Source organism: Alteromonas sp. ABH4_452, from assembly GCF_056311825.1.
The window spans coordinates 3,548,064-3,572,730 of record NZ_CM149973.1 but is presented as its reverse complement, the minus strand read 5'-3'; the positions used below and the strand labels follow the sequence as shown (position 1 = coordinate 3,572,730).

Below are 24,667 nucleotides of genomic sequence, written 5' to 3'. Positions count from 1 at the left end.
AAGTATAAGTTTTATTGAACGTATTTTCACCTTAAATTTAGGTAAAAAAAATCGGCCACAGTGGGCCGATGAAGGGAAGTGCATAAATTCAGCACTTTTTTGGAACAAGGAGCAAGCTTTTTTCTAGGCCGAAAATTGAATCCTTTCAGATACGGCTTTTTTCATTTTACTCAGGTCAGCACCTTTGTCGCCCACTATCATGACATTGGCGTGTCTCATTTTGATGCTTTCGCCGTGGTACTGGTCGTCAGAAAATTCGCTAGGTACAGTGATATCACCGCGCTCAGGCACAACAAATACCGACATTTTCCCTTGTGGCGTATCAAGGATAAGGTGCAGGCTTCTCACCGTACTTAAGTGACAATAGTTCACCACTTCAACACCATCAAGCATCTCACTAAAGCTACCGCCAAAGCTGGCTAGTTTTGCATTTACCATATTCAAATCAGCTGGAAGTAGCGAATGTGCAGTTTCCATTTCGGCGTACTGCATATGCGCTAGCGCTTGACCACCAATACTAAGCGGTTGGTGGTACCACATGGTAAGTCCGATACCAATAGTGAAAGCAACGGATGCGGCCATCGCCAAATACCAACGACTTCTGCGTTTGTAGCGATTGAACTCGTCAGTCGACTGTTGCCAAATGAGCTTGCTAGCAAGGTCTTCTGGCACATCGACTTTTAAAGCTTGCTTTAATTGCTTATCTAACTGCTTTTGTTCATTCCAGAAATTGCGTTTGCTTTCATCCGCTTTCGCTGCTTCTACAACATCACTGTCAGTCGTTTCTGGATCGGCGTAGATTCGACGCCTAAATTCTAACTCATCCATTTATACGACCTCTCTGTTCATTTTGTTTCTCTAATGCCTCTTTCAGCTGGTTTCTCGCTCTAAATAAACGCGTCATTACTGTGTTTTTATTAAGCCCTAACTGGTTGGCAATCTCTTCACCACTGAACCCGAAAATCAATTGAAGGATCAAGGGTTCGCGGTATTCCACACTAAGCCCACCTAACAGTCGCTGAAGCTCTCTGTCTTTCAGGTCGCCGTCTGCATGTTGGGTGTCATCTTGTATATGACAATCGTCAATATCTACCGTGTCGAATTGCTTGCGCTCGAACCTGCGGGCATTCTCACGACGAAGAATGGTTATTAACCATGACTTTGCCGCCTTTTCATCATTTAGGGCGTCTAACGATCGCCACGCACGTAGAAACGTTTCCTGTACAACATCTTCAGCAATGCTCTGGTCTTTAATAAGCCAGAATGCATAGCGGTAAATGTCGGCGTGGAATGCCTTTACCAGTGCTTCATATCTTTGGTGTTTTGCTTTCATACCCGATAAGACCTGACCACTGTCGGATTTATTTCGCCCAAACATAAAAAAATCCAAAAACTTAAAGAATTTTCACTATGGCACAAAAAACGCGCCATTTCGTTAGCCGAAAGGCGCGTTTTTATTTTAATTCCAGTGATCAGAGCACCTATTAAGGAATGCTAAGCACCTTTTTGAGTGGCTATCCAAGCGTTGATGTTTTCTTCTAGTATAGAAAGTGGTACTGGACCGTATTTTAGCACCTCGTCATGGAAGCCTTTCCAGTCAAACTTGTCACCAAGTTCAGCTTGAGCATGCGCTCTAAGCTCCATGATTTTTAGTTTGCCAATCATATAGGCGGTAGCCTGACCTGGCATAGCTATGTAGCGCTCAATGGCTTTTTGCGCGTCATACTCAGGGTTTGGCGTATTTTCAATGAGGTAATCTACAGCCTCTTCACGGGTCCACTTTTTCGCATGAATACCCGTATCCACAACAAGACGACATGCGCGCCATAGTTCCATGGCTAGGCGGCCGAAATTAGAATAAGGGTCTTCATAAAAGCCCATGTCTTTGGCAAGTTCTTCGGTATATAGACCCCAGCCTTCTGTGTACGCAGTAAAGCTCAAGAACTTTTGAAATTGCGGCACGCCTTCAAGCTCTTGTGCAATGGCACGCTGCATGTGGTGACCGGGAATGCCCTCGTGATATGCCAGCGCCTCTAGCTGATACGTCGGCATCGCTTTCATATCGTACAGGTTTGCATAATAAATACCTGGGCGGCTGCCGTCTTGCGCTGGGCTTTGATAAAACGCTTTGCCCGCAGACTGTTCGCGGAATGCTTCGACGCGTTTAACGATCATTGGCGCTTCTGGGAGAATTCCAAAATATTCAGGAATAGCTTCTCGCATGTCATCTATGGCAGTTTTCGCCATATGAAGGTATTGCTGTCTGCCTTCATCTGTTGAAGGTAAATAGAATTGTTCGTCTTCACGCATGAAAACAAAAAACTCTTGCAGCGTACCCTCAAATTTTACCTGTTTCATAATGTCGCGCATGGCGTTGTGTATGCGCTTTACATTATCTAGGCCAATTTGATGAACTTCATCAGCAGTAAGGTCAGTAGTAGTAAACCAGTTAAGGCGATTTTGATACCACTTATCGCCGTTAGGTAAGCGCCATACACCATCGCCTTCAGGGGTTACTTCACGCTGGTGGGCTAGTTCTTCAATTAACTTTTCGTACGACGGCATGACTGACGTTACCAAAGCGGCCTTTGCTTCACCTAGCAACGTAGTTTTTTCAGCTTCTGTAATATCAAGGTTGTTTACTTTGTTTTGAAAGTCTTCCCAGATAGTCGACGGTGTTTCGCTTGAATCAAATGGTGCGCCGGTAATCACGTTTTTCGACGCATCAATCATTTGGTCATAAGCCCATGCCGGTGGGAATACGCCGGCTTTTTCACGAACTTTCATCTGTTCGATAACTTGGTCAAAGTAGGTGCGTACATTGTCTAAACGACCAATATATGCCTGAGCATCTTCTTTGCTTTTTACACTGTGAATATTGATAAGAAAGCTGGGCACTTGGGTATGCGCAGCGCGGAACTGATGCACAATGTAGCGGTGGTGTCTAAATTCGTCGTTAGCTAAATCACGTTCAATGCCAAGCTTATAAAGGCGCAAGCTTAATTTTTTTTGTTCGCTTAACTTGCTGGTGTCGAAACTGTTAAGTTTCTCTAAACGGTTTTTGGCGATAGCTACACGAGCATCGGCTTCTTCATCACTAATGTCATCCCACTTGTCATAATCCCACTTTTTTCCGAGGTAACTTTGGAATAGGGGAGAGCGCTTAAGGTCTTCTTCGAAAGTACGCTCAAAAAATGCATTAAGGCGTTCAGACTCAGACTGTCCAGCAGGCTGTTCGGTTTTAATCGGCTCTGGCGCTGTTTGCGCGGTTTCACTTGCTGGAGAGCAAGCAGCTAATGTGGTAACTGCCAACGCAATTGGCGTTAGCTTTAGTAGTGTTTTCTTCATTCTATTCCCCGTCGCGTTTAATTGATTATTTTTATAGGCTACAAGCGGTTCGGATTTTTGAGCCTCTCAAAGGGCACTAAAGACCGAGACTTGTGCTGAATATTAACTACAGATAATGCGTTCAAAACCCTTGCGGCTGCCGTTCAGCTCTATACAAGGGCTTTAATTACGCAGGTTTCCGTGTATTAGCAAATGAAATGCGTTTTATGAAGCAGGATACAAGTTAGATAGCGTGTGGCGGTTCTTTGCACCTGTTTGCTGCCATTTGCTGCGAGCGCGCTTTATTTCATCGGTAAGTTTTTCCAACGTCTTAGATACTTGTTCCGATTGAGCACGTTTATCAGTTTGACTAGCCGAGAAGCGTAGTGCGTAAAGCTCATTCACAGCGGTGTTAATTCCTTCAAACTGTGAAAGTTGCGCTTTCCCGGCAGTTAGTGCGTTTATCCATTGCTTAAGAGTGAGTGTTACTGAGCTGGTATCTTTTGCTTTTATCACTGCCATCAGTTTTTGATATTGGGCTTTCTCATCAAACTCCGCTGTAGGAATTAGGCGCTGTTTAGGGCCGTGAGCATTTCCGATGAACTGAGCTTGTTTAAGTTTTCTATAGGTAAATAGCCACCCGATAAGCGCGACCAGCAAAAGTGCAAGTAGTACACTGCTCACAATCCAATCAAACTGTGTTTTTTCACTAATACTAGCGTTATCGGCATTGCTATTAGGCGGTTTGCTTTCCTTACCCGAATCGAGGTCGGGCTTAACTGCTGCTGACGGTAAATCACTTTGTGCGTCGTTTACCGCCGCAGTACTTGTTGATGGGGCACTGGCGTTTTTCTGGTTGTTGCTGCCAGTCGCCGGTACTACCGTAATAGAGCGAGCAGGAATTGTGGCATACTCAGTCTTTTGAGTAAGCGTATTAAACCAAGGAATAGTAATTTCAGGTAAAACAAAGTCGCCGGACTGTGTTGGAATAATTGCCAAAGACGTTTGGCGCTGTGAAATCAAGCTCTGGTCTTTTTCAACAGTCGTTGTATTTGATTGATCAGGATATAACTTAAAGTTCGGCGGATAAAACTCAGGAATATCAGGAAGCTGTTCTTCTACTACGCCCAATGCGGTTAGCGTAACTATGCGTGTTACCGGTTCGCCTGCGACAAAGTTATCTCCTTGCGGCCACTCTTCGTCAACGCGAACCATTTCAGAAGGCAGCCAAGGATAGTCAATTCCTTGAGGGATAGGCTTAATGTTTACCGTAATATCAGGACCAACACGATTAATTTGCTGGGTACGATTAAAGAAGCCAAAACGCTGGTTAGTATTAGCCGCCATAACTTCACCGGTAAAGATGGGGCCCCTTAGCGTGAACTCTCCTGAAGCTTGAGGGACAACGGCAAATTGACGCTCAATAATCTGATACCGTCTGCCGTTTACTATATCGGTATACTGTTTATCTTCACCTAGCTGAGTAATTTCCGCATTTTGCATTTCTGGTGCTTGCAAGCTGCCCCGCTCAATATTGCTAGAGAGAAAAAGCTTAACAGTGTACAGCAGTTGTTGGTTTAAATAGGCCTCGTTCAAGTCGATATCTGTAGTAACAAAATAGTCGCGGGCCACGTTGCTTTGTTCTTGAACAGGAATAACTTCAACTTGAATAGGCTTTGTTGATTTCCCTTCAATAGTTAATGAAGGAATTGTGAAGGTACCTTCTTTTCGAGGGAATAACGTGGTGGTCCAAACCGTAGTGCGTTTGGTGTCGAAATTGACGATAGACGTTTGGCTACTTACCGATGTCCTGCCCACTACAAAGTCTTTTAATAGGGGAGAGCTGTCAAATGCGTCTCTGTCGGCGCTTCCATCGGCGGTAATGGTTAAACGAATAGCTTCATCAAGCATAACCGGATTTCGGTCGATGGTTGCTTCAACTGAATTTACATCGGCATAGGCAGCCGCGCTAATAAGTAAGGTTAGTAAAAAAATTATTCCTGTAGATTGTAATAAGGCTCTCATCTACCAATCACTCCGGTTTGAAGGCATACGTTGACGCTGACGTTTTTGTGCTTCTAATTGCATTTTTCGTTTTAGTAAGAATGCTGGGTCGTCTGGCACGCGACGCATTAAACCTTCCATTCGCTGTAGTTCTTCTTTTTCTGCATCGGTAAGCTCGGCTTCTTGACCTTGCATTGCCTGCGCTTCCCGCTGTGCTTTTTGTTCGTCTTCTTGCGCTTGAGCACTAGCTTGCTGAGTGTTTTCTTGCTGTGCACTATCACCTTGCTCAGACTGTTCTTGTTCCGCATTTTGCTGCTGAGAGTCTGATGACTCGTTTTGATTATTCATCTCAGTATCATCAGGCTGCGCCGAGTTATCTCCGCCATTTTGTTGTTCGTCATCAGAGCGCTGCTCTTGGTTTTGGTCAGACTGTTGTCCTTCAGTATTGTCTTGCTGGCCATTCTGATCATTCGAACCCTCCTGATTGTTCTGATCTCCTGATTGCTTCTGGTCATTATCTTGCGAGTCACTTTGTTCGCCATCATCACCATTTTCGCTTTGATTCTGGTCTTGCTCTTGTTGCTGCTGTTTCAGTAAATCCTCAACAATTTTTTTATTAATTTTCGCGTCTTCAAACTCAGGTGCCTCGCCTAAAGCCTGCTCGTATTTCTCGAGCGCTTCTTCAAGCTTTCCGAGTTTGGCCAATGCATTGCCCTGATTAAAGAGGCTTTCAGCGCCCGGAATATTTTTGTAAGCATTTAAAGCACCTTCATAGTCACCTGACTTAAAAAGGGATGATGCCTTCCACGCTTCGCTATTGAATTGGCTAACGGCGTCTTTGTATTTACCTCTTTGGTATTTATTCAAAGCTTCCTGATCATCATTCATAAATGGCTTTTGCCACCATGCAAGCGGATCAGGTCTATTTGTCGTTACTGGCGCAGGCTCTTCCGACAGTTTCGTGCTTGGAATAGATTGAGCGCCTTGAGACGTACCTATATTTTGTGCAGCATGGGCGTTTTTAACTATTGAAGGGCTTAGCAGGCCAACCAATACGATAAATACTAATCCGCGTTTAAACGCAAAGGCCGCAAATGGCAGAAGTAGTAGCAATAAATAAGGGCCAACTTCTTTCCACTGATCTCCCTGTAAATTACTTTCTTCTTCATCCTCTTCACTGCTGCCTTTATCTAGCAGCGATACCGCAGCGAGAGCATCAATGTCACTGTCGTTAGAAGTAAAGGATTCAAAGCGACCGCCGCTCGTTTTTACTACGCCTTTCACCGCGCTTTCATTTAGCTTGGGTATAACGATGCTGCCGGTGAAGTCTTTTAATAGTTCACCGCTTTGCTGCCTAATAGGCGCGCCTTCACTTGTGCCAACGGTAAGTGCATTTACCGTAAAAGGGACAGATGCCACATATTCTTGAAGTTCTTTTTGCTGCTCCAACTCTATACCGTCAGTAATCCAATAGATCATGCCTGTGTTATAACCCGCATTTGTTAACAGTTCAGCAGCACTTTCAATACCCAGTAACGGGTCGCTTCCGGGGACGGGCATTATCTCGGGTGAAAGACTGGGTATTAGCGTCGTAATATTCCCTGCATCTTCGGTTAATGGGCTTATAACGAACGCATCGCCTGCATAAGCAACTAAGCCCATTTCACCCTCGCCGATGGCGTTAACTAAGTCTATGGCTTTGTATTTAGCCCTTGTCAGTCTGTCTGGTGTCATATCAGTCGCACGCATCGAGAGCGACATGTCTATTACGATAACGTGCCCCATTTTTAGTTGATAAACCGGCTGAGGCAGGCGTTCCCACGTTGGGCCGGCGAGTGCTGTAACACTTATTACCCACACAAACGCCAGCATCCACATTGGCGGCTTTACACCCATTTCTGTCTTTCCAATCACCATATGTTGATAAAGGTGAGAAGGGATAACCGATTGCCAGCCAGATTGTTTAGCCGTGGTTTTTCTAATTAAAAGCACAAGCAGCATCAAAGGAACGAGCGCGATAAACCATTCGGGGCGTAAAAAATGAAATTGGTTTAAGAAGTCGAAATTCATTATTTCGTCTCCCTATTTGTTTGAGTTACTTGTGCTGCATTAGCCGAATTTAGCTGTTGCGTTGACGTGTTATTCCGCTTTTGTACGAACCAACGAAATGAAGAAATCGAAATAGTGAGGAAAACCCAAAGCGCCGACAATAAAATTGCAGCCGCTAGAGGGTAGTAAAACAGCGCGCTCAGTGGACGCATTTTCCTAGTTTCGCCTTCGATAGGCTCAAGTGCATCAAGCTGTTGATAAATTGCCTGAAGCTCTTGGGCATTTCTCGCCCTAAAGTATTGGCCGCCGGTAGCGGTAGCAATATCAGTTAACATGCCTTCATCAAGTTCTTGCGACGGGTTTATCTGTCGGCTGCCGAAAAAGCTTTGGATCAGCATTTTGTCGGCGCCCACGCCAATAGTGTAAACCTTCACACCTTTGCTTATAGCCAATTCTTTAGCTTGCTCAGGCGTAATATTTCCTGCGGTGTTTTGTCCGTCGGTAAGAAGAATTAATACGTTATTAGATTCTTCTCGTTCGTCAAAGCGCTTCACTGCTAAACCAATGGCATCACCTATGGCAGTTTGTTCTCCAACTAAGCCAATCACAGCTTCACTGAGAAGCGTGGAAACGGTGTCTCTGTCATAGGTTAGCGGCGCCTGAACATATGCGGTATCGGCAAATAAAATTAGCCCGATTCTATCGCCCACGCGGCGCTGAATAAAGTCATACACCACTGATTTTGTCATGGTTAAACGGTTAACTTGTCTTCCATTTAGCTGCATGTCGTCTATCTTCATGCTGCCAGATAAGTCTACCGCCAACATCATTTCTCGGCCTTCATTCGGTATGCTAACAGGTTCACCTAACCATTGAGGGCGTGCGGCAGCTGTTACCAGTAGTATCCATATTAAGCTACTTGCTATTAGCGGTATTTTGGTTTGTTTCAACTGGGCTTGCTCTGACACATCACCAGGTCGCAAGCTGGGAACCCGCAGCGCGGCCATAGGCATGTCTTGGGCTTTTTTAGAAAGAAGGCGTACGATAATAGGCAGGGGGAGTACGAAGAAGACCCACCACCAAGCAAAATTAAGCATGATGCGGCTCCTTTACATTTTCAGAGGAAAGGCCATTCACCGTCCGCTTATTTTTCGGGAGCTTCGCTTTCAAAAGCCAACTTTTTACCGCCCCTTTGCAGGTTTCAAAGTCACCTGGGTTAGGGTTAGCTTGGTAAACATTGCTTATCAATAATGCTAAGTCACTTTCAAGTTTGTTATCAGGACTTTTTAGCGCAGATGTTAAGAACGCTTGCCATTGTTTGCCGTATAGCCCAGCAACCTGTTGAGTAGAGTAATAGCTTATAGCGGTGCGCTTCAAAATAGAGTTTAGGGCTACCGGCCAATTACTTTGTTGTGCTGAAACTGATTCGAGCAATGCTAATGCTTGTTTACGAGGCTTGTTATGCCGTACATGAGCTGAAATAGCTTTATAGAGACCAAATAACACTAATAAAACCACGACGATAAGTACCCACCAACCCCAATCTAATGGCCAAATACTGACCTCATTGGGCACGCGTATATCGCGCAGCTGGGCGAGGGGGTCTTGCTGCTGAGGCGCTGCCGGCATTTGATGTGCAGGTGGCATCGATTGTACTGACTTTGGTAAAAGGTTTGATAAAAAATGGGTTGAAAGATTATTGCTTTGCATTAATTAAGCTCCAACCGTTGTTCTTGTTGCATGCTTTGAAGCTGTTCATCTAACGGAAGGCCGGCACTCACACTGAATCTGGCGATGTTAATTTTGCGCAACGTATCGTAAATTGCGCTGTTGTGTTCATTTCGCCATTTTAAATATTGCTGTTGTTCGGTATTGTCACCTAATACCCAGCGCTGTTGATTGTGACCATCTGAAACGCTAACGGTTTGCAGTGAATTGGTTTGTGGCAACGCATGCTCTATCGGGTCATGGATCACGATAGCCCTTACTTCACAATGGCGCGTTAAGTGACTTAAATGCTGAATAGCCTGGGTACTTAAGTGCTGAAAATCTGATACCAAATAAACTAAGCTTCCTGGCCTAGCTAAACGTCTTGCGCGGGCACAAGCATCAGCAAAAGCTTGTTCGTCTTTTGCTTTGTCAGCTTTAGATTGTGTGCTTTGTTCATGTAATGCCATAAGCTCATGACAAACGTGAAGTACGGCTTTTTTGCGAGTAAGGGGCTTAATTTCTTTGTGCTGTTGTTGGTTAAATACCAATGCGCCAACCTTATCGCCGCGTGCCGCAGCAGACCAGCTAATCAATGACGATACATGCGCGGCCTGAACGGCTTTGGTAAGCAGCTGCGTACCAAAGGCCATTGAAGGCAGATAATCACAGAAAAGAAAAACCGGGCGCTCCCGCTCTTCCCGATATACTTTGGTGTGGGTTTTGCCCGTGCGCGCGGTAACGCGCCAATCAATAGCGCGAATATCGTCACCGGGTTGGTAGTGACGGGCCTCGTCAAACTCCATACCTCGGCCTTTGTGCTTAGTCAAATAACTCCCAGCAAGTTTAGCTTGTGGCATGCGTTTTGGCGTCAAGCTAAAGAGCTTGGCCAACTGCTGGTAGCGAAGTAACTCTGCACTAGACAGCGAGACACCGTTACATTGCAGCTTACTCAGCTGCGCTTGTACATTCACCATAGCTTAAGGAACTGCGACAGTAGCAACAATCTTATCGAGTACGTCGTTAATCGTTATACCTTCTGCCTCAGCTTGATAAGACAAGATAATACGATGGCGAAGTACGTTATGAACCACGGCTTGAATGTCGTCAGGGCCGACAAAATCTCTACCGCTTAGCCAAGCGTGGGCGCGTGCACAGCGGTCTAAGCTAATGGTGGCGCGAGGACTTGTTCCCATCGCTATCCACTGGCCTAATTCTGCATCAAAATTAGCTGGCTGACGGGTCGCCATAATTAGTTGTACCAAGTATTGCTCTAGCTCTGGTGCCATGTATAAGGACAAGGCTTCTTTGCGAGATGTAAAAATATCATCCTGAGTTAGCGTAGGCGGTGTAATAGGCGGCTCTGAAAGCGCTTCGCCTCGAGTTAAACGCAGTATTTCTAATTCAGTCTCTGCACCTGGATAATCTATGTCCACGTGCATTAAGAAACGGTCAAGCTGCGCTTCAGGTAGCGGATACGTTCCTTCTTGCTCTAATGGGTTTTGCGTTGCCATAACTAAAAATAGCGGGGGCAGGGGATAAGTTTTACTGCCCACGGTAATTTGGCGTTCAGCCATAGCTTCGAGCAGCGCAGATTGCACTTTGGCTGGAGCACGGTTAATTTCGTCAGCTAACACTAGGTTATGAAAAAGGGGCCCTTTTTGAAAAACAAACTCGCCGGTCTCGGGGCGATATATGTCTGTTCCGGTTAAGTCGGCCGGTAAAAGGTCTGGCGTGAACTGTACACGATGGAAATCACCGTCAATACCGTTAGCTAATGCATTTATTGCACGTGTCTTTGCAAGTCCTGGTGGGCCTTCTACTAGAAGGTGGCCATCGGCCAAAAGAGCGATTAGAAGACTTTTGGTTAACGCACTCTGACCAATAATCTGCTGGTCTAAATAAGCGTGTAACTGTTGAAATTGCGCTGCTGCCATAATGCAAAATTTCCGTTTGAGTTCTCGTTATCAGGAAGTGTCAGTTGGACCATTGGGTTAACTAATTTATTAAAAAGTGATCGCCTTAGTAAAAAGTGAATTAATTAACTCTACGCTAGTCACACTTTACCTTAACCACTCTTTACCTTAGCCAGAATGACACAAAACAGACTTTAATTTCGATATAAGGTTCATTCTATCTTTCTTCAAGTCGTTAAATAGTAATAAAAATGCGATATTTGGGAGGGCAATAACAAGTTACTTGGGCCATCAGAGTGTATTTATAGAAGGCAAGTGGAAGTTTTGCCGGTGATTTGAACAGCTCAGGTAAACTTTAGTTTCATTTATATTGCCCTTAGCTCTGCATTATTTGCTATTTTGTTCATTGTTTGTAAAAATCAGGTTTATTACAGGTCAGACCACTTTATAGCAACGAGCTAATCATGAAGTCGGTCATCAATTTAGGTGCATTATGGCAACAAAACAATCAGTTACTACCCGAGAGGGTGATCGCATCGCCATTGTCGCGGGGTTGCGTACTCCGTTTGCGAAAATGGCTACATATTTCCACGGCGTACCGGCTGTTGATTTAGGTAAAATGGTCGTAAACGAACTACTCGTTCGCCATGGTGTTCAAAAAGAATGGGTTGACCAAGTAGTTTACGGTCAGGTAGTACAAATGCCTGAGGCGCCAAATATTGCACGTGAAATCGTACTTGGTACAGGCATGAACATTCACACAGATGCTTATAGCGTATCTCGCGCTTGTGCCACGAGTTTTCAGTCTACGGTCAACATCGCCGAAAGCATGATGGCTGGTACGGTCCAGGTGGGTATCGCAGGTGGTGCAGATTCAACATCAGTATCACCTATCGGCGTGTCTAAGAACCTTGCACGTGCTTTGGTAGATTTGCAGAAAACTAAAACTCTGGGTCAAAAGCTAAACATCTTTAAGCGTTTAGGCTTAAAAGACTTAGCACCTGTTCCGCCAGCAGTAGCTGAATATTCTACCGGTTTGTCGATGGGGCAAACGGCAGAGCAAATGGCGAAAACACACCAAATTTCTCGTGAAGAGCAAGACAAGCTTGCACATCGCTCGCACAGCCTAGCGGCTGAAAGCTGGGAAGCAGGTAAACTGTCTAGCGAAGTCATGACTGCTTATGCAGAACCTTACAAAGGCGCGCTTGAGCGCGATAACAACGTACGTTTCGATTCAAAGCTTGAAGGCTACGCGAAACTTCGCCCAGTGTTTGATAAGAAGTACGGCTCAGTAACTGCTGCGAACGCAACACCGCTAACAGACGGTGCGTCTGCTGTGATCATGATGACAGAAAGCCGAGCCAAAGAATTAGGCTATACACCGTTAGGCTACATCAAAAGCTACGCATTCTCGGCAATCGACGTGTGGGAAGACATGCTAATGGGGCCGTCGTACGCGACACCTATCGCACTAGACCGTGCGGGAATGACGCTAAATGACTTAACGCTAATTGAAATGCACGAAGCTTTTGCTGCGCAAACCTTGGCTAACGTTAAGATGTTCGCAAGTGACAAGTTCGCCAAAGAGAAACTAGGCCGCGATAAAGCTACTGGCGAAATTGACATGGACAAGTTTAACGTAATGGGTAGTTCAATTGCCTATGGTCACCCGTTTGCTGCAACCGGTACACGTATGATTACGCAAATGCTTAACGAACTAAATCGCCGTGGCGGTGGTACAGGACTACTGACTGCATGTGCTGCGGGTGGTCTTGGTGCCGCAATGATCGTGGAGACAGAATAATATGAGTCAGGAACAAGAAATGACAAATGAAGTTCAGCCAACATCAGGCGCATTTACGCTAACTAAGCAAGATAATGGCGTTGCTATTCTTAGTATGGACGTACCTGGCGAGAGCATGAATACGCTTAAAGCTGAGTTTGGTGATGAAATATCAGCCATGCTTGACGATATCGAGCGCGATAGCAGCATTAAAGGCGTTGTATTAACGAGCGGTAAGCCAAGTTCTTTTGTTGCTGGCGCTGATATTACCATGCTAGCGGCGTGTAAAACTGCTGAGGATGCAACGACTATAGCAGCCGGTGGACAAGCTATTTTCGATAGAATCGAAAACATGAAGGCTACATTCGTTGCAGCGATTCACGGCCCTGCGTTAGGTGGTGGTTTAGAGCTTGCGCTTGCGTGTCACTATCGCGTATGTACCGATTCATCTAGTACTCAGGTAGGTCTACCTGAAGTGCAGCTTGGGCTATTGCCAGGCAGTGGCGGTACTCAGCGTCTTCCTCGCCTAATAGGCATTCAGCAAGCAATGAAAATGATGCTAACTGGCTCACCTGCACGTGCCAAGCAAGCTAAAAAATACGGCATTGTTGATGAAGTTGTTCCGCATAGCGTACTTTTGAAAGTGGCAGAGCAGTTTGCCCTTAAACGCAAGCCAGAACGTGAAGCGCCGCAAAAAAGCGCTATGGACAAAATGCTAGAAAAAACGGGCCCTGGCCGCAACATGATGTTCAAAAAGGCCCGTGAAGCAACGTTTGCTAAAACCAAAGGTAATTACCCTGCGCCAGGTTACATCATTGACGTAATTGAGACAGGCATGAACGAAGGCATGAAAGCGGGGCTTAGAGCCGAAGCAGAAGCCTTTGGTAAGCTAGTGATGACGCCAGAATCTTTCCAACTTCGTCAGATTTTCTTTGCTACAACAGAAATGAAGAAAGAAAACGGCGTTGAAGGTGTTAAACCTGAAAAAATGAAGAAAGTCGGTGTGCTTGGTGGCGGTTTGATGGGCGGTGGTATCGCTTACGTAACCTCAACTAAAGCCGGTGTGCCTGTGCGTATCAAAGACGTACGTGCCGATGGCATCGCGAACGCAATGAAATACAGCTATGACATCCTAAACAAAAAGGTGAAGAAGCGTTTCATGCGTAACAGCGAAATGCAGAAGCAGTTAGCGCTTCTTACCGGTACACTGGATTACAGCGGCTACCAAGACGCGGATATCGTGGTTGAAGCTGTATTTGAAGACTTAGATCTTAAGCAGAAGATGGTGGCGGATATTGAAGAGAACTGCAAAGAAAGCACGATCTTCGCATCTAATACTTCGTCTATTCCAATTACCCAAATTGCAGCAAAAGCGGCACGCCCTGAAAACGTAATTGGTCTTCATTACTTTTCGCCTGTAGACAAAATGCCATTGGCTGAAGTTATTGCTCACGACAAAACGTCTGACCAAGTCATTTCATCAACGGTAGAATTTGCTAAGAAGCAAGGCAAAACGCCGGTAGTTGTCAAGGATGGTGCGGGCTTCTACGTAAACCGTATTTTGGCCCCTTATATGAACGAAGCGGCAAACCTTATTCTTGATGGTGAGCCAATTGAACATATCGACAAGTCTTTGGTTAAGTTCGGCTTCCCTGTGGGACCTGTGAAACTGCTTGATGAAGTGGGCATTGATGTTGGTACTAAGATTATTCCATTCCTTGTAGAGGCGTTCGGCGAGCGTTTCACCGCGCCAAGCGCTTTTGACAAGGTACTTGCAGACGGCAGAAAAGGTAAGAAGAACCAGAAAGGGTTTTATTCTTACGAGGGTAAGAAGCCAGGTAAAGAAGTGGATGAGTCAATCTACGAATTACTTGGGCTATCACCATCTGCCAAGCTAAGCGAAAAAGAAGTTGCTGAACGTTGCGTGCTTATGATGCTAAATGAAGCTGCACGCTGTCTTGATGAAGGCGTTGTCCGTAATGCCCGCGACGGTGACATTGGCGCTATCTTTGGTATTGGTTTCCCTCCATTTTTAGGCGGCCCATTCCGCTATATGGACACTCTGGGAATTAAGCACGTAGTTGCTCGTTTAAACCATTATGCTACCGCCGTAGGTGATAAATTTGCACCTGCCGATGTGTTAGTCAAAATGGCAGAAAACGATCATAAATTTTACGAATAAGTTTATAAAATGTTAAAAGCCGGGCTTAGCCCGGTTTTTTTATGTCCAGCGTTTATTTTTGCTGGTTTATTGTTCTATTTTGAGTAGAATTCGCGTGGTTAAAAAATAAACATGTCAAATTGTTGGCGTCGATTATCAGTGGGTTAACTCAAATAATTGATAGAAACAAGAGACTTCGCATTATTAGGTAAAACAGCTGGAGGTAGTGTGATTTCACTCGTAATACTAGGCGTTATCTTTTCTCTATATTTTTATGTAGAAGCATTTAAATGGGGAATGAACGCGAAGAAGTGGGCAATAGCAGGCTTCGTACTAGGTCCAATCTTATTACCTATGTTCTCCATCTCTCGCCACATGCATTGGCGCAACGCGGTAGGGTTTAATAATCTTTATATCGCAGCGTAGGGTTAGCAATTACGTCATTAGCTTAACGCTGTGTTGATCTTGCAGATATAAAAAAAGAGAGTACGCACTCTCTTTTTTTGAAAATCGTTTCAGCTTCAAATTATAAGCCTACGCCATAGCCGCCACCTGTTCTAGGCTTTACGTACTCTGGCTGAGTAGTGGTTTCTTTTTGCGACTCAGGAGCCTGCTTGGCGCCTTCTTGATTGTCGGCAGCAACTGGGGTAGCGGTAGAAAGTACTAGTGCAACTGCGTACTCTTTTAACATGTTGATTTCCTCTGATTATTATTTTGAACGAACAAACAAAGCCGATTTTTTATATTTGTTACCGGCACGTAAGACATTGCTAGTTACGTGCCAACATGTCTGATATTAAATTTAATTCTTCAAAATCAATTGCTTGTTCTATGTTAAATGTTATTTTGATAAAAGAGGGAACACTAGTGCCATTATAATGACACTAAAGTCTAATATACGAAGGTTTAAAGGGAAGGACTTTGCCTCAGCTTGCCGTTTTAGCGGAGCTAAAGGGACAATTAACTCCTCTTATAAAGTAGCAGTGCCTTTTAGAACTGTCTATTACCTAAAAGCGTATGCAGCTTTTGATTTTCTGTAAGCAGCTTTTCAAAACGTTCTGCATTTAAAGGGCGGCTGTATAGGAAACCCTGTAACATCTCGCAGTCGTAACGACGCAGTATCTCTAGTTGAGACTCTTCTTCTACACCTTCTGCTACAACTTTAAGGCCTAAGTTGTGGGCAATGTTGATTATGGCCGCAGCCATATGTCGGTCTACATTGCTCTTTGCAATATCATCAATAAAGGCTTTATCGATTTTTAAGGTATTTAAAGGGAAGCGTTTTAAGTACGCGAGCGATGAATAGCCGGTACCGAAATCATCTAGTGCTAAGTGAATGCCCCGCTCGCGTAGTCGCGTCATCATTTGCAGGCCGTTTTCTGGGCTTTCCATCAGCGTACCTTCGGTAATTTCACACTCAAGATGCAGTGGTGACAGACCGACATCGCTTAAAATTCTATTTATTCTATCGTCTAAATCTGGCAGTTCGAACTGTTTTGCCGAAATATTGACGGCAACACGCCCGCTAAACAAACCTTGCTTAACCCAGCGTTTAGTATCCGCACAGGCCTTGCGTAGTACCTGCTCGCCAATTTCAATTATTTGGCCGGTCTGCTCTGCTAATGGAATAAATTGCCCCGGACTTACTATGCCTTTTTGCGGGTGTTCAAATCGCACCAGGGCTTCCATGCTGACTAATTTACCAGAGGCTATATCCACTTTAGGTTGGTAATACACGGTGAACAGGTCGTCTTTAATACCTTGACGGATCAAATTTTCAATTTGCAGCTGCCTAACCGCGTTTTGATTCATTTCACCACTGAAGAACTGATAGCTGTTGCCGCCGTTATTTTTGGCAAAATACATGGCCGTATCTGCGTTTTTCAGCATCTCCTGAGGGGATTCACCATCGTCAGGGTAAAAGGCGATACCAATACTCGCGCCTAGCACAAACTCTTGTTTATTGATAATAAAGGGGCGCGACAAGGTATCTAATAAGCTTTGTGCATAATGGGTCACCGTATGAATATCGGCGTTATCTTCCATTAAAATACTAAACTCGTCACCACCTAAACGATAACAAGTGGCATTTTTGCCGGTAATACGCTGTAGCCGTTTAGCAATTTGTTTAATTAAAATGTCGCCGGTTTGATGGCCCAACGAGTCGTTAATCTTTTTAAAGTTATCCATATCCAAGCAAAGCAAGGAGTGGGCGCTGGATTTACGGACTAAGTTCTGATGACTTGCTTGGAAGAACGAACGGTTAGGGAGCTCGGTCAACGGATCAACATTGGCAAGTTTTAAAAGCTCTTTTTCAGTACTCTTACGAGACGTAATGTCGCTGAACACCCCGACAAAGTGACTGATTTTGCCGTCTTCATCATGTACGGCATCAATATTTAGCTCCATTTCGTAGCGCTCGCCGTTTACTCGTACGCTCTCTACTTCACCAGACCAGTTGCCTTTAGACTTGAGGGTTTTCTTAATTTCCTCGGTAAAGGCATCTGGGTATAAATGAAAATGCATAAAGCTGGCAAGGGCCTGGTCACGCGTTTCACCGGTATAGCTGCAATATGCATTATTAACACTAATAAACTTGAATTGGGTATTGGTAATAAATACCCCTTCTGATATGTTCTCAATCGAGCGCTTAAACAGGTTGAGTTGCTCTTCAGCTTCTTTTAAGTGGTGAATGTTTTTGAGCGTGCCAGTCATTCGCACCGGCTGCTCGTTGTGGTCGCGCTCTACTACTTTTCCGCGATCCAGTATCCAAATCCACTGGTTTTTAAATGTCTTAGCGCGATAGGCCAGTTCGTAAAAGTCACTGTTGCCTTCTAAATGTGCTCTGAGCGCAGATTTAACCCGAGTAATATCGTTGGGGTGAATATTGGCATCGTAGGCGCCAGTAGTACGAATATCATCTTGAGGAAAATCTAACGTACCCCATGTGTTTGCACGATATACCTGACCTCGATACACATCCCAGTCCCATAACTCATCGCCTGAACTCCATAGGGTTAGCTTTAAACGCTCTTCCGACTCTTTTATGGCAAGCTGGTTTGCTTTTCTTATTTGGTATTGTCGTAAAATGAAGGCAAAAATAGCCAATGCTACTAAACCATAGAAAACAAGGGCTACGGTGTGAAGCCAAGGAGGTCGCTCTATGGTTATTTTTAAATTTCTGCTCTCAGACCACGCTTTACCCGGCTCTTTAGCTTGTACGGAAAATGTATAGTTACCAAAAGAAATATTGTTGAACTGAGCAGTACGTTCTTTGTCCACGTAAATCCAGTCGCTTTCAAAACCGGTAAGCTTATAACGATAGGTTACTTGGTCTGGATAAACCGGATTAACAAGCCCAAACGAAATACTAAAGCGGGTTTCGTCGTGCTTTAAAGCAAGTTGCTTTTCATAGGTAACATTTTCTTTTAAAGATAGGTAGCTGGAGGCTTTTTCATTTTCATTCTGTTGTTGCCTAGCTTTTGCCAACGAGCCAAATACACTTATTTGATACAATTGTGGAGGAAGTGTTCGCTCAACATGGTCATTCTCACCAATTGCCTGCTTAGAAATTTTAACAAAGCCTTTATTACCCCCAAAATAAATCGTTTTATCAGAAGTCGCTATAACAGCACCTTCGCCAAGTGAGTTGAATTCTAACTGAGCGTTGGGAATGCTATCAGCCTCTCTTAGCGTGGGTAAGTGAACTTTATGGACACCTTTAGCATCTGAATACCAGATGCTATTTTCTATCGCAGTCGTTGAGGTTATAAACCCGCTTTGGTTATCCCTCTTTTGCTTATTCAGTAGGGCGAAACTTTTTTTATCTAGCTGGATAACACCATCTGAGCGCGTGGTTAACCATAGACCCGAAGGAGTTTCATGTACGCCATACACCAAAGAGTTTATGCCGTTGGATGAGTCCAGAACTCTAATGACTTTATCTTCTTTAACTGAATAGATAACTAACCTTTCACCGGCTCTAAACCAAATGTTATTATCGTTATCCTCATAGATCGCTAAAATATTCTTGGTTTGGTCAGTAACAACCCCTTTTATTACTTTGTTGTTTTGTACCTGCTCTGAACTGGAGTTAGTGTTTATAGATAAAACACGTCCATCTAATACCTGAAGCCAAATTGCTGAGTTGCTTTTAAAAATATGGTCGATAAATGAGCCTTTGAAATACTCATGCACTAACGTTAGGCCATCCACTGTGTCTTTAAACACGAGCAAGCCAACAGATGACGCGATCCAAATATTATCCTGACTATCAATTTCGATATCCCAGTAGTGTACGGCAGGGTCCATCTCTTCAAAAAAGTCGAAAAACGAGACACTCCCCGTTTCGCGAGATATTTTTCCTAACCCTTTTTGCTGTGAAACAAGGTAAAGTGCTTTGTTGCTGTTTTCTGCAAAAGCCCAAATGGTAGAATAATTATCGTCGCTGTGGCGCTCGGAGTTGTAAACTGGTTGAAAATGTACGCTGGCATATTCTGGGTGATACTTGAAAGCGCCGCGGTGAAAAGTTGCGGCCCAGACCACGCCCGTACGGTCCTCAATTACTCGAAACACGATTGCCGATGGAATGCCAGTAGAACTATAGATATCTGAATTTAAATGCAAATAATCAGGTCGATAATCAGCCGATATAGAGCTTTCAGCAGCATCTGACAATAAAAACAGTCCAATATAAGTACCCACCCAAATATCTTTGCCAACAACAGAGATTGAAAAAGAATTAACTTCTTCGGTGACTCCCAAGTCATCGCTTTTAATGCGCTTTAAAATACGGCCGTTAGAAGCTAAAACGATAAGGCCCCCATTTGTCGCTAACCAATAATTACCGTTAATCACGGCAATATCGTGAAGCGCGCGTATATCTAAAGAAATCCCCCAAGGATTGACTTTGCTTGCGTTGTGAACTTCCAACGTTTCAGAGTCTATTATGGCAGCTCCAAATTGGTTAGAACCAACCCATATACGATTAGCCTCTTCGAAAATCACTTTTATAAAGCTTTCTTCTTTAAAGACTTGAGTGAAAACGCTTATTTGTGAGTTTGGTTTTGAATAGCGGTAAAGAAATTTACGGTCTGCAAAGAGGATGTCACCATTTTTCGCTTCTGAAATTGCCGTGATTAAGTCTGTCTTTATTACAGAGTTGTCTTTATTGAAGACTTTAAAGTTGTCTGTCTCTGGCTGATAAAGCGCTAATCCTGAATGCGTTCCAACCCACAGTTGCCCTTCAGAATCGACAAATAGTGTTTGAATGTAACCAGAGGGTAAGGAATTGGGATCGACATCTGATGGGTGGTATTGCTTTACGTCATAACCTGAATAGCGATTAAGGCCATTTGACGTTGCCAGCCAAATAAAGCCCATGTCATCTTCCACAATATCTAAAACCGCGGTGTCTGATAGGCCGTGTTGCTTATTTAACTCTGTGAAATGAAGATCAGAAACTTCTATCGCCTTTGCAGGATTAGAGTAAATTCCTGACAAAGCCAACAAAAGAAGCAGCATTGAATAAATTAGGGTTGAGCGCACCTATACACCTTTGGCATACGCCATTTATTATTTTTTTATTTTTACTGGCAGCATCCCTAACGACCAGAATAATAAATATGCCGAATTAACTGAGTCTCCACAAGCACTTTTTAAGGTTTGCAGGGATGATGGGTTACTTATTGAGCAACCTCAGATAAATTCAGCGTCTATTTATCGACACCTCGGTCAAAAACTTGACGTTTATATCTTTTTTAAATCGCTGGTGAGTATGTGTTTTCTATAAGGTGTTGACAATAAAGGGGATATTGTGGAGAGGTTAACCGCGTTATTTAAGAAAAAGCAATGAAGTTAGCGCTAAACTAATGCATAAGATGGTCCTTAAACAAAAAGCAGAGTAGTTGAAAGTGTTTAACAGTGTGATAATTGAAAACCGTGCTTAATAGTACGGTATTTCTTGTTTGAAGTGGGAAATACTGTTTATTGTACGCTTCTCTTGGGTTGGAATAGCTTCGAACTTTCCTTTGGAAAACAGCACAAGTTCTCCACAGCGTTCACGCTTGGCAAGTTGATGCGCAAAATCTTGAATTTCTTCAAAGCTCAGTGCTTTAACTCGCTCTGCTAGTTTTACGTTTCTATTAAACCCTAAGTCTTGGGTACCCAAGCTCACCCATAGTCGCTGAGATTTCATAGAAAGTGTTAGGTCTCGTTCCTCTAGCTGTTTTATTAGATTTTGCTGAATAGTTGGCCAGTAGAAGCGATAAAACTCAATTTCATTTAGCTGCTGAAACAAGAATTCTGTCATAGCATCTAGCAAATGTTTTGGGCTACATTGCGGGCTTTGAATATAGAACGCCATGCCGGGATGCTGGTTGTGCGGAACATAGCCGGTGCCTACGATATAGCCTAATTGCTGTTCTGTTCTTAATGCATTGAAAAATGGCGCGGCCAGCATTTGCTCTAAAATCATGCAAAGTGCCGTATCGGTAAAGCCCGGGGAGGGAGCTTGAAGATAGAGTACTACCGCCGAGTCATCGTGGTTACAAAGTACCTCATGGTAAAGCGTTCCCCCCACAGGCAGTTTAGACACCGCTCGTGAAAGTGGGCCGCCACCAGCATTAGGACACTGTTCTTGAAGCGCCTTTGAAAATACTTTTGCCTCTTCGCTAGACCAGTTCCCGTGCATAAATGCTTCAATGAAATAATGTTCAAAAGCACGTTTTCTGAAGTTAAGCATTTGCTCATAGGTGATACTATCTATTACATCTAACAGCTCTACTGGGGCTTGGGTGTTGCGCTGGATAAGCACGCTCAATCTTGAAAATAATCGGTTGGTGGGCTTATTTAATAGCGAATTGTGAAGACTCTGAATTTGCAGTGCTTTGTGGTGTTCAAAGGCTTTCTCATCAGGTATGAAATCAAGTACGGCCGCAAGAAGCTGGTTGGCTAATAAAGTTTGTTGATTAGTGAAGCCTCGAGTGTGAAGCGTAAACCCAGCCTGATGTCCGTATATACGATAATGCAGGCCTGCTATTTCGGCTCTGTAATATTTCGCCTGCAGGTAATCATTTAATGCGCCCAGCCAAATGCGTTTCGCAGCAACCGCCAGTAAAGAGTCAGAAAATTTTGCGGCGTCAAAAGAGATATAAATATCGCCTTTAGGGCTATGGAACTGCTGGTCTTGGGCAAACCAAAAGCGATAACCACCATTGTCCAACAATTTATTAGGAATATTAAAGCCAGTCTCAGGTAATATAAGGCTGTATTCGCTTGCTAAATAAGGGTTGGGTGGAGGAAGCTGCAATTCACTAATCGCCTTTGGTGACCCAAGTTCCTGCAGTAACTTAGGATCAATGTTCTCTACACTGTATTCGGCTTCGTAGAACGCACAAACTTGTGTGGTTTTCACGTCTTCAGAAATAACTTTCAGGCGGATGTTATCTGGGGTGAAAAAGGATAAAGCATGTTCAATAACGCCTTTATCATAGCTGCCTATGGTAGAGCGCAGTTTACCTATTTCGTCTGGCCCAAAAATAAACTGGTGCTGTGCGTATTCGGTTACCAGACTAAGAGGCTTAATACTTTCTTCGTACTCTAGGGCTAAAGTATTTAACTTTGACTTTTCGTGGAAGCGCCAATCTTCATGGGATGCTTCTCGAATTATTGAGATGTAACTAAATAGTGCTTCCAGTACACGGTTTTTGTTTTCCAACCCGTTTTGGGTAAGCTGGAAACTCACGTTGAAGTCTTTAAATTTGTCTCCCTCAATACCCGAACCTGCAATAAGGTTAAGCGCCCAGTCCTTTTCTTTAAGATAGGCAAGCAAACTACCTTCGCCCTCATCGCCAATTAAATGGCTAATGTAATTCAGCGGCTTTGTTACATAATCATTTTGTAAAGCGGGTAGGGCGAATGTCACTATCATCCGCTTTGCCGACTGAAGCGGATGTATGTTTATTTGTATACCCAATTCATTTTTGGTGTAAAGGGCTGGCCAGTCATCTGACGCTAACTGTCCTGACGGCATACTGGCAAAACATTGATGCACTAATGCTTCAAGTTGAGGTAAAGGCATGGTGCTGGCAATACACAGGCACATGTTTTTGGCGCAGTAATAAGTATGGTGAAGTGTTTTGAGTTGTTGTTTCAGCGCAACGCATTCATGTTGAGAAAAGGTATCGCTGTTACCCACTGAGAACTTAGCGAAAGGGTGCTCTGGATTACAGGTTTCTTTGTGAATTTGGTAAAGGCGACGAAGGTCGTCTTTTTTCTTAAACTCAAATTCCGCATGAATGTTCTTTATTTCGTTGGTAAGCGATTCTTCCTCGAACAAAGGTTGCCTAAGCATGTCGGCAAAAGCAGGTAAGGTTTGCGCAATTGCGTCCCCACTACAATTAAAATGATAGTTTGCGTATTCGGTGCCAGTCCAAGCGTTTATGGTGCCCCCATGCTGTTCAATAAAGCCATTTATCGCATTAGGTTTAGGTAAGTGCCGGCTCCCCATGAAAAGCATGTGTTCTAAAAGGTGGGCTAACCCCTGACAATCGTGGGGGTCGTAAAAGTGTCCTGCTCGCACTGCCATAGAAACAAAAGACTCATTTGCCTCGGGCGTATGACACAGCATAACACGTAGGCCGTTAGGCAAAGTTATGTGGTGCGCGTTTTCTAAGTTGATCGTGTTATTCACATTTTCTCATATATGGTCAAAAGCACCTTACTGCTGGAGCATCTATTAAGATAATCTTCACAAAACATTAAATAATAGTCGAAAATTGCCATTATTCACGGTTTTGCGCTAGGCGTAGATTCAGCTCTCTGATATCGTTAGCGTACTTTCATTAATACTATGCGCAATGTTATGTCAGGTCAAAGTAGCAACGACGACATTTATCTTTTCATTATGCGTCACGGTGAAGCAGAAGCACCTCGACTCGATGACAAAAGTAGACAGCTCACGCCAGTTGGCCGAGAACAAGCCAAGACCGCTGCACTATGGCTAAAAGATCAGTACTGCACCGAAGGCGTTGTTGATTTAGCACTTGTTAGCCCTTACCGCAGAGCAAAACAAACTTTTGATATGGTGTCGTTAGATGTGGTGGCGGGTAAAGTAGAAAGTAATGAAGATATTGTGCCAGAAGGCTCGCCACGATTGGTAAGTGATTATATCGACGGCTTGCTTCACGCAGCAGTCAACTCTAAAAAGTCTATTAACAAGGTGCTTGTCGTTAGTCATATGCCACTAGTTAGCTATTTGGTTGATGAACTTTGCCAGTCCTACACCACCAGCTTGTTTTCTACAGCGTCAATTGCGGTAATCAAGTACTCTTTGAATGAGCACAAGGGCACCTTAGTTACGCACTATCAAGATCTCTAACCCTGTCCATTCATTCTCATGTTAATTAATAAAAATTGAACAAATAATTGTTAAGTATATCCCTATCCGGTCGATAGCCTTTTTGAGAGTGTCAAAGTTTATTCTATTGAAGGGTTGGGAAATGGACAGCAAATCTATTCCTGAGCTCCTTAAGCGTTCATTGCAGTCGCATATGGCGGAGGCTGATTTACGTGAAGATGAGGAGACGCAGGATATTATTGCCAGGTTATCTGAACTATCAGATAAAGTCGCTGCTGCGAAAGCAAGAGCGCTGGCGAATCGTGCACAGCGTCTCGCTGACGAAACAAAAGGCTAGCAGATAAGGTCAAAGTAGCAATAAC

Annotated in this window: 17 protein-coding genes; 5 read left to right on the top strand and 12 right to left on the bottom strand. The window is 44.0% G+C overall.

Going from position 1 to position 24,667, the window contains the following annotated elements:
- Positions 1 to 123: 123 nt before the first annotated feature.
- From ACYX4N_RS15335 to ACYX4N_RS15295, 9 genes are all read right to left on the bottom strand, one after another.
- A complete protein-coding gene (locus ACYX4N_RS15335; RefSeq protein WP_476054627.1) occupies positions 124 to 828 on the bottom strand; it encodes a DUF3379 family protein in 705 nt (234 codons plus the stop codon).
- Positions 821 to 1,378 carry a sigma-70 family RNA polymerase sigma factor gene (locus ACYX4N_RS15330; protein ID WP_118489846.1) on the bottom strand — a complete coding sequence of 186 codons (558 nt, stop codon included), beginning with the start codon at positions 1,376 to 1,378 and terminating at the stop codon, positions 821 to 823. Before ACYX4N_RS15330 ends, ACYX4N_RS15335 begins: the two co-directional genes overlap by 8 nt.
- A gap of 116 nt (positions 1,379 to 1,494) precedes the next feature.
- Entirely contained in the window at positions 1,495 to 3,348 is a 1,854-nt protein-coding gene (locus tag ACYX4N_RS15325; protein WP_476054626.1) for a DUF885 domain-containing protein, read from the bottom strand.
- A gap of 204 nt (positions 3,349 to 3,552) precedes the next feature.
- Entirely contained in the window at positions 3,553 to 5,352 is a 1,800-nt protein-coding gene (locus tag ACYX4N_RS15320) for a BatD family protein (RefSeq protein WP_476054625.1), read from the bottom strand.
- The gene (locus ACYX4N_RS15315; protein ID WP_476054624.1) at positions 5,353 to 7,401 is read right to left on the bottom strand and encodes a vWA domain-containing protein; all 2,049 of its coding nucleotides are present in this window, start codon (positions 7,399 to 7,401) and stop codon (positions 5,353 to 5,355) included.
- Complete coding sequence (locus tag ACYX4N_RS15310) at positions 7,401 to 8,477, bottom strand: vWA domain-containing protein (protein WP_476054623.1); 1,077 nt, start codon at positions 8,475 to 8,477, stop codon at positions 7,401 to 7,403. The genes ACYX4N_RS15315 and ACYX4N_RS15310 overlap by 1 nt, the downstream gene beginning before the upstream one ends.
- The gene (locus ACYX4N_RS15305) at positions 8,470 to 9,090 is read right to left on the bottom strand and encodes a DUF4381 domain-containing protein (protein WP_476054622.1); all 621 of its coding nucleotides are present in this window, start codon (positions 9,088 to 9,090) and stop codon (positions 8,470 to 8,472) included. The genes ACYX4N_RS15310 and ACYX4N_RS15305 overlap by 8 nt, the downstream gene beginning before the upstream one ends.
- Positions 9,090 to 10,064, bottom strand: a complete 975-nt coding sequence (locus ACYX4N_RS15300; RefSeq protein WP_476054621.1) for a DUF58 domain-containing protein — start codon at positions 10,062 to 10,064, stop codon at positions 9,090 to 9,092. The genes ACYX4N_RS15305 and ACYX4N_RS15300 overlap by 1 nt, the downstream gene beginning before the upstream one ends.
- Before the next feature lie 3 nt (positions 10,065 to 10,067).
- Positions 10,068 to 11,024: an AAA family ATPase gene (locus tag ACYX4N_RS15295; RefSeq protein ID WP_474807947.1), complete on the bottom strand. Its 957-nt coding sequence runs from the start codon at positions 11,022 to 11,024 to the stop codon at positions 10,068 to 10,070.
- A gap of 472 nt (positions 11,025 to 11,496) precedes the next feature.
- Here ACYX4N_RS15295 and fadI point away from each other — a divergent pair, with 472 nt between their 5' ends.
- The 3 genes from fadI to ACYX4N_RS15280 all read left to right on the top strand — a co-directional run bounded on the left by fadI (position 11,497) and on the right by ACYX4N_RS15280 (position 15,373).
- Positions 11,497 to 12,807, top strand: a complete 1,311-nt coding sequence (fadI, locus tag ACYX4N_RS15290; RefSeq protein WP_476054620.1) for an acetyl-CoA C-acyltransferase FadI — start codon at positions 11,497 to 11,499, stop codon at positions 12,805 to 12,807.
- 19 nt (positions 12,808 to 12,826) lie between these two features.
- A complete protein-coding gene (gene fadJ, locus ACYX4N_RS15285) occupies positions 12,827 to 14,968 on the top strand; it encodes a fatty acid oxidation complex subunit alpha FadJ (RefSeq protein WP_476054619.1) in 2,142 nt (713 codons plus the stop codon).
- A 207-nt stretch (positions 14,969 to 15,175) separates the two neighbouring features.
- Positions 15,176 to 15,373: a hypothetical protein gene (locus tag ACYX4N_RS15280; RefSeq protein ID WP_474854286.1), complete on the top strand. Its 198-nt coding sequence runs from the start codon at positions 15,176 to 15,178 to the stop codon at positions 15,371 to 15,373.
- 100 nt (positions 15,374 to 15,473) lie between these two features.
- Here ACYX4N_RS15280 and ACYX4N_RS15275 read toward each other — a convergent pair whose 3' ends face one another.
- The 3 genes from ACYX4N_RS15275 to ACYX4N_RS15265 all read right to left on the bottom strand — a co-directional run bounded on the left by ACYX4N_RS15275 (position 15,474) and on the right by ACYX4N_RS15265 (position 23,639).
- The gene (locus tag ACYX4N_RS15275; protein ID WP_476054618.1) at positions 15,474 to 15,638 is read right to left on the bottom strand and encodes a hypothetical protein; all 165 of its coding nucleotides are present in this window, start codon (positions 15,636 to 15,638) and stop codon (positions 15,474 to 15,476) included.
- Between the two features lie 299 nt (positions 15,639 to 15,937).
- A complete protein-coding gene (locus tag ACYX4N_RS15270) occupies positions 15,938 to 20,494 on the bottom strand; it encodes an EAL domain-containing protein (protein WP_476054617.1) in 4,557 nt (1,518 codons plus the stop codon).
- A 397-nt stretch (positions 20,495 to 20,891) separates the two neighbouring features.
- Positions 20,892 to 23,639: an insulinase family protein gene (locus tag ACYX4N_RS15265; RefSeq protein WP_476054616.1), complete on the bottom strand. Its 2,748-nt coding sequence runs from the start codon at positions 23,637 to 23,639 to the stop codon at positions 20,892 to 20,894.
- Positions 23,640 to 23,810: 171 nt separating this feature from the next.
- Between ACYX4N_RS15265 and sixA the strand changes: the two genes are divergently transcribed.
- Complete coding sequence (sixA, locus tag ACYX4N_RS15260) at positions 23,811 to 24,326, top strand: phosphohistidine phosphatase SixA (RefSeq protein WP_476054615.1); 516 nt, start codon at positions 23,811 to 23,813, stop codon at positions 24,324 to 24,326.
- A gap of 121 nt (positions 24,327 to 24,447) precedes the next feature.
- A complete protein-coding gene (locus ACYX4N_RS15255; protein WP_118489834.1) occupies positions 24,448 to 24,642 on the top strand; it encodes a hypothetical protein in 195 nt (64 codons plus the stop codon).
- The last annotated feature ends 25 nt before the right edge of the window (positions 24,643 to 24,667 follow it).

Excerpts from the sequence above, each read along its gene's own strand:
- fadJ (WP_476054619.1), top strand. The coding sequence starts at position 12,827 with ATGACAAATGAAGTTCAGCCAACATCAGGCGCATTTACGCTAACTAAG.
- ACYX4N_RS15310 (WP_476054623.1), bottom strand. The coding sequence starts at position 8,477 with ATGCTTAATTTTGCTTGGTGGTGGGTCTTCTTCGTACTCCCCCTGCCT.
- fadI (WP_476054620.1), top strand. The coding sequence starts at position 11,497 with ATGGCAACAAAACAATCAGTTACTACCCGAGAGGGTGATCGCATCGCC.
- ACYX4N_RS15300 (WP_476054621.1), bottom strand. The coding sequence starts at position 10,064 with ATGGTGAATGTACAAGCGCAGCTGAGTAAGCTGCAATGTAACGGTGTC.
- ACYX4N_RS15335 (WP_476054627.1), bottom strand. The coding sequence starts at position 828 with ATGGATGAGTTAGAATTTAGGCGTCGAATCTACGCCGATCCAGAAACG.
- ACYX4N_RS15315 (WP_476054624.1), bottom strand. The coding sequence starts at position 7,401 with ATGAATTTCGACTTCTTAAACCAATTTCATTTTTTACGCCCCGAATGG.
- ACYX4N_RS15330 (WP_118489846.1), bottom strand. The coding sequence starts at position 1,378 with ATGTTTGGGCGAAATAAATCCGACAGTGGTCAGGTCTTATCGGGTATG.
- ACYX4N_RS15305 (WP_476054622.1), bottom strand. The coding sequence starts at position 9,090 with ATGCAAAGCAATAATCTTTCAACCCATTTTTTATCAAACCTTTTACCA.
- ACYX4N_RS15275 (WP_476054618.1), bottom strand. The coding sequence starts at position 15,638 with ATGTTAAAAGAGTACGCAGTTGCACTAGTACTTTCTACCGCTACCCCA.
- ACYX4N_RS15255 (WP_118489834.1), top strand. The coding sequence starts at position 24,448 with ATGGACAGCAAATCTATTCCTGAGCTCCTTAAGCGTTCATTGCAGTCG.
- sixA (WP_476054615.1), top strand. The coding sequence starts at position 23,811 with ATGTCAGGTCAAAGTAGCAACGACGACATTTATCTTTTCATTATGCGT.
- ACYX4N_RS15325 (WP_476054626.1), bottom strand. The coding sequence starts at position 3,348 with ATGAAGAAAACACTACTAAAGCTAACGCCAATTGCGTTGGCAGTTACC.
- ACYX4N_RS15320 (WP_476054625.1), bottom strand. The coding sequence starts at position 5,352 with ATGAGAGCCTTATTACAATCTACAGGAATAATTTTTTTACTAACCTTA.
- ACYX4N_RS15295 (WP_474807947.1), bottom strand. The coding sequence starts at position 11,024 with ATGGCAGCAGCGCAATTTCAACAGTTACACGCTTATTTAGACCAGCAG.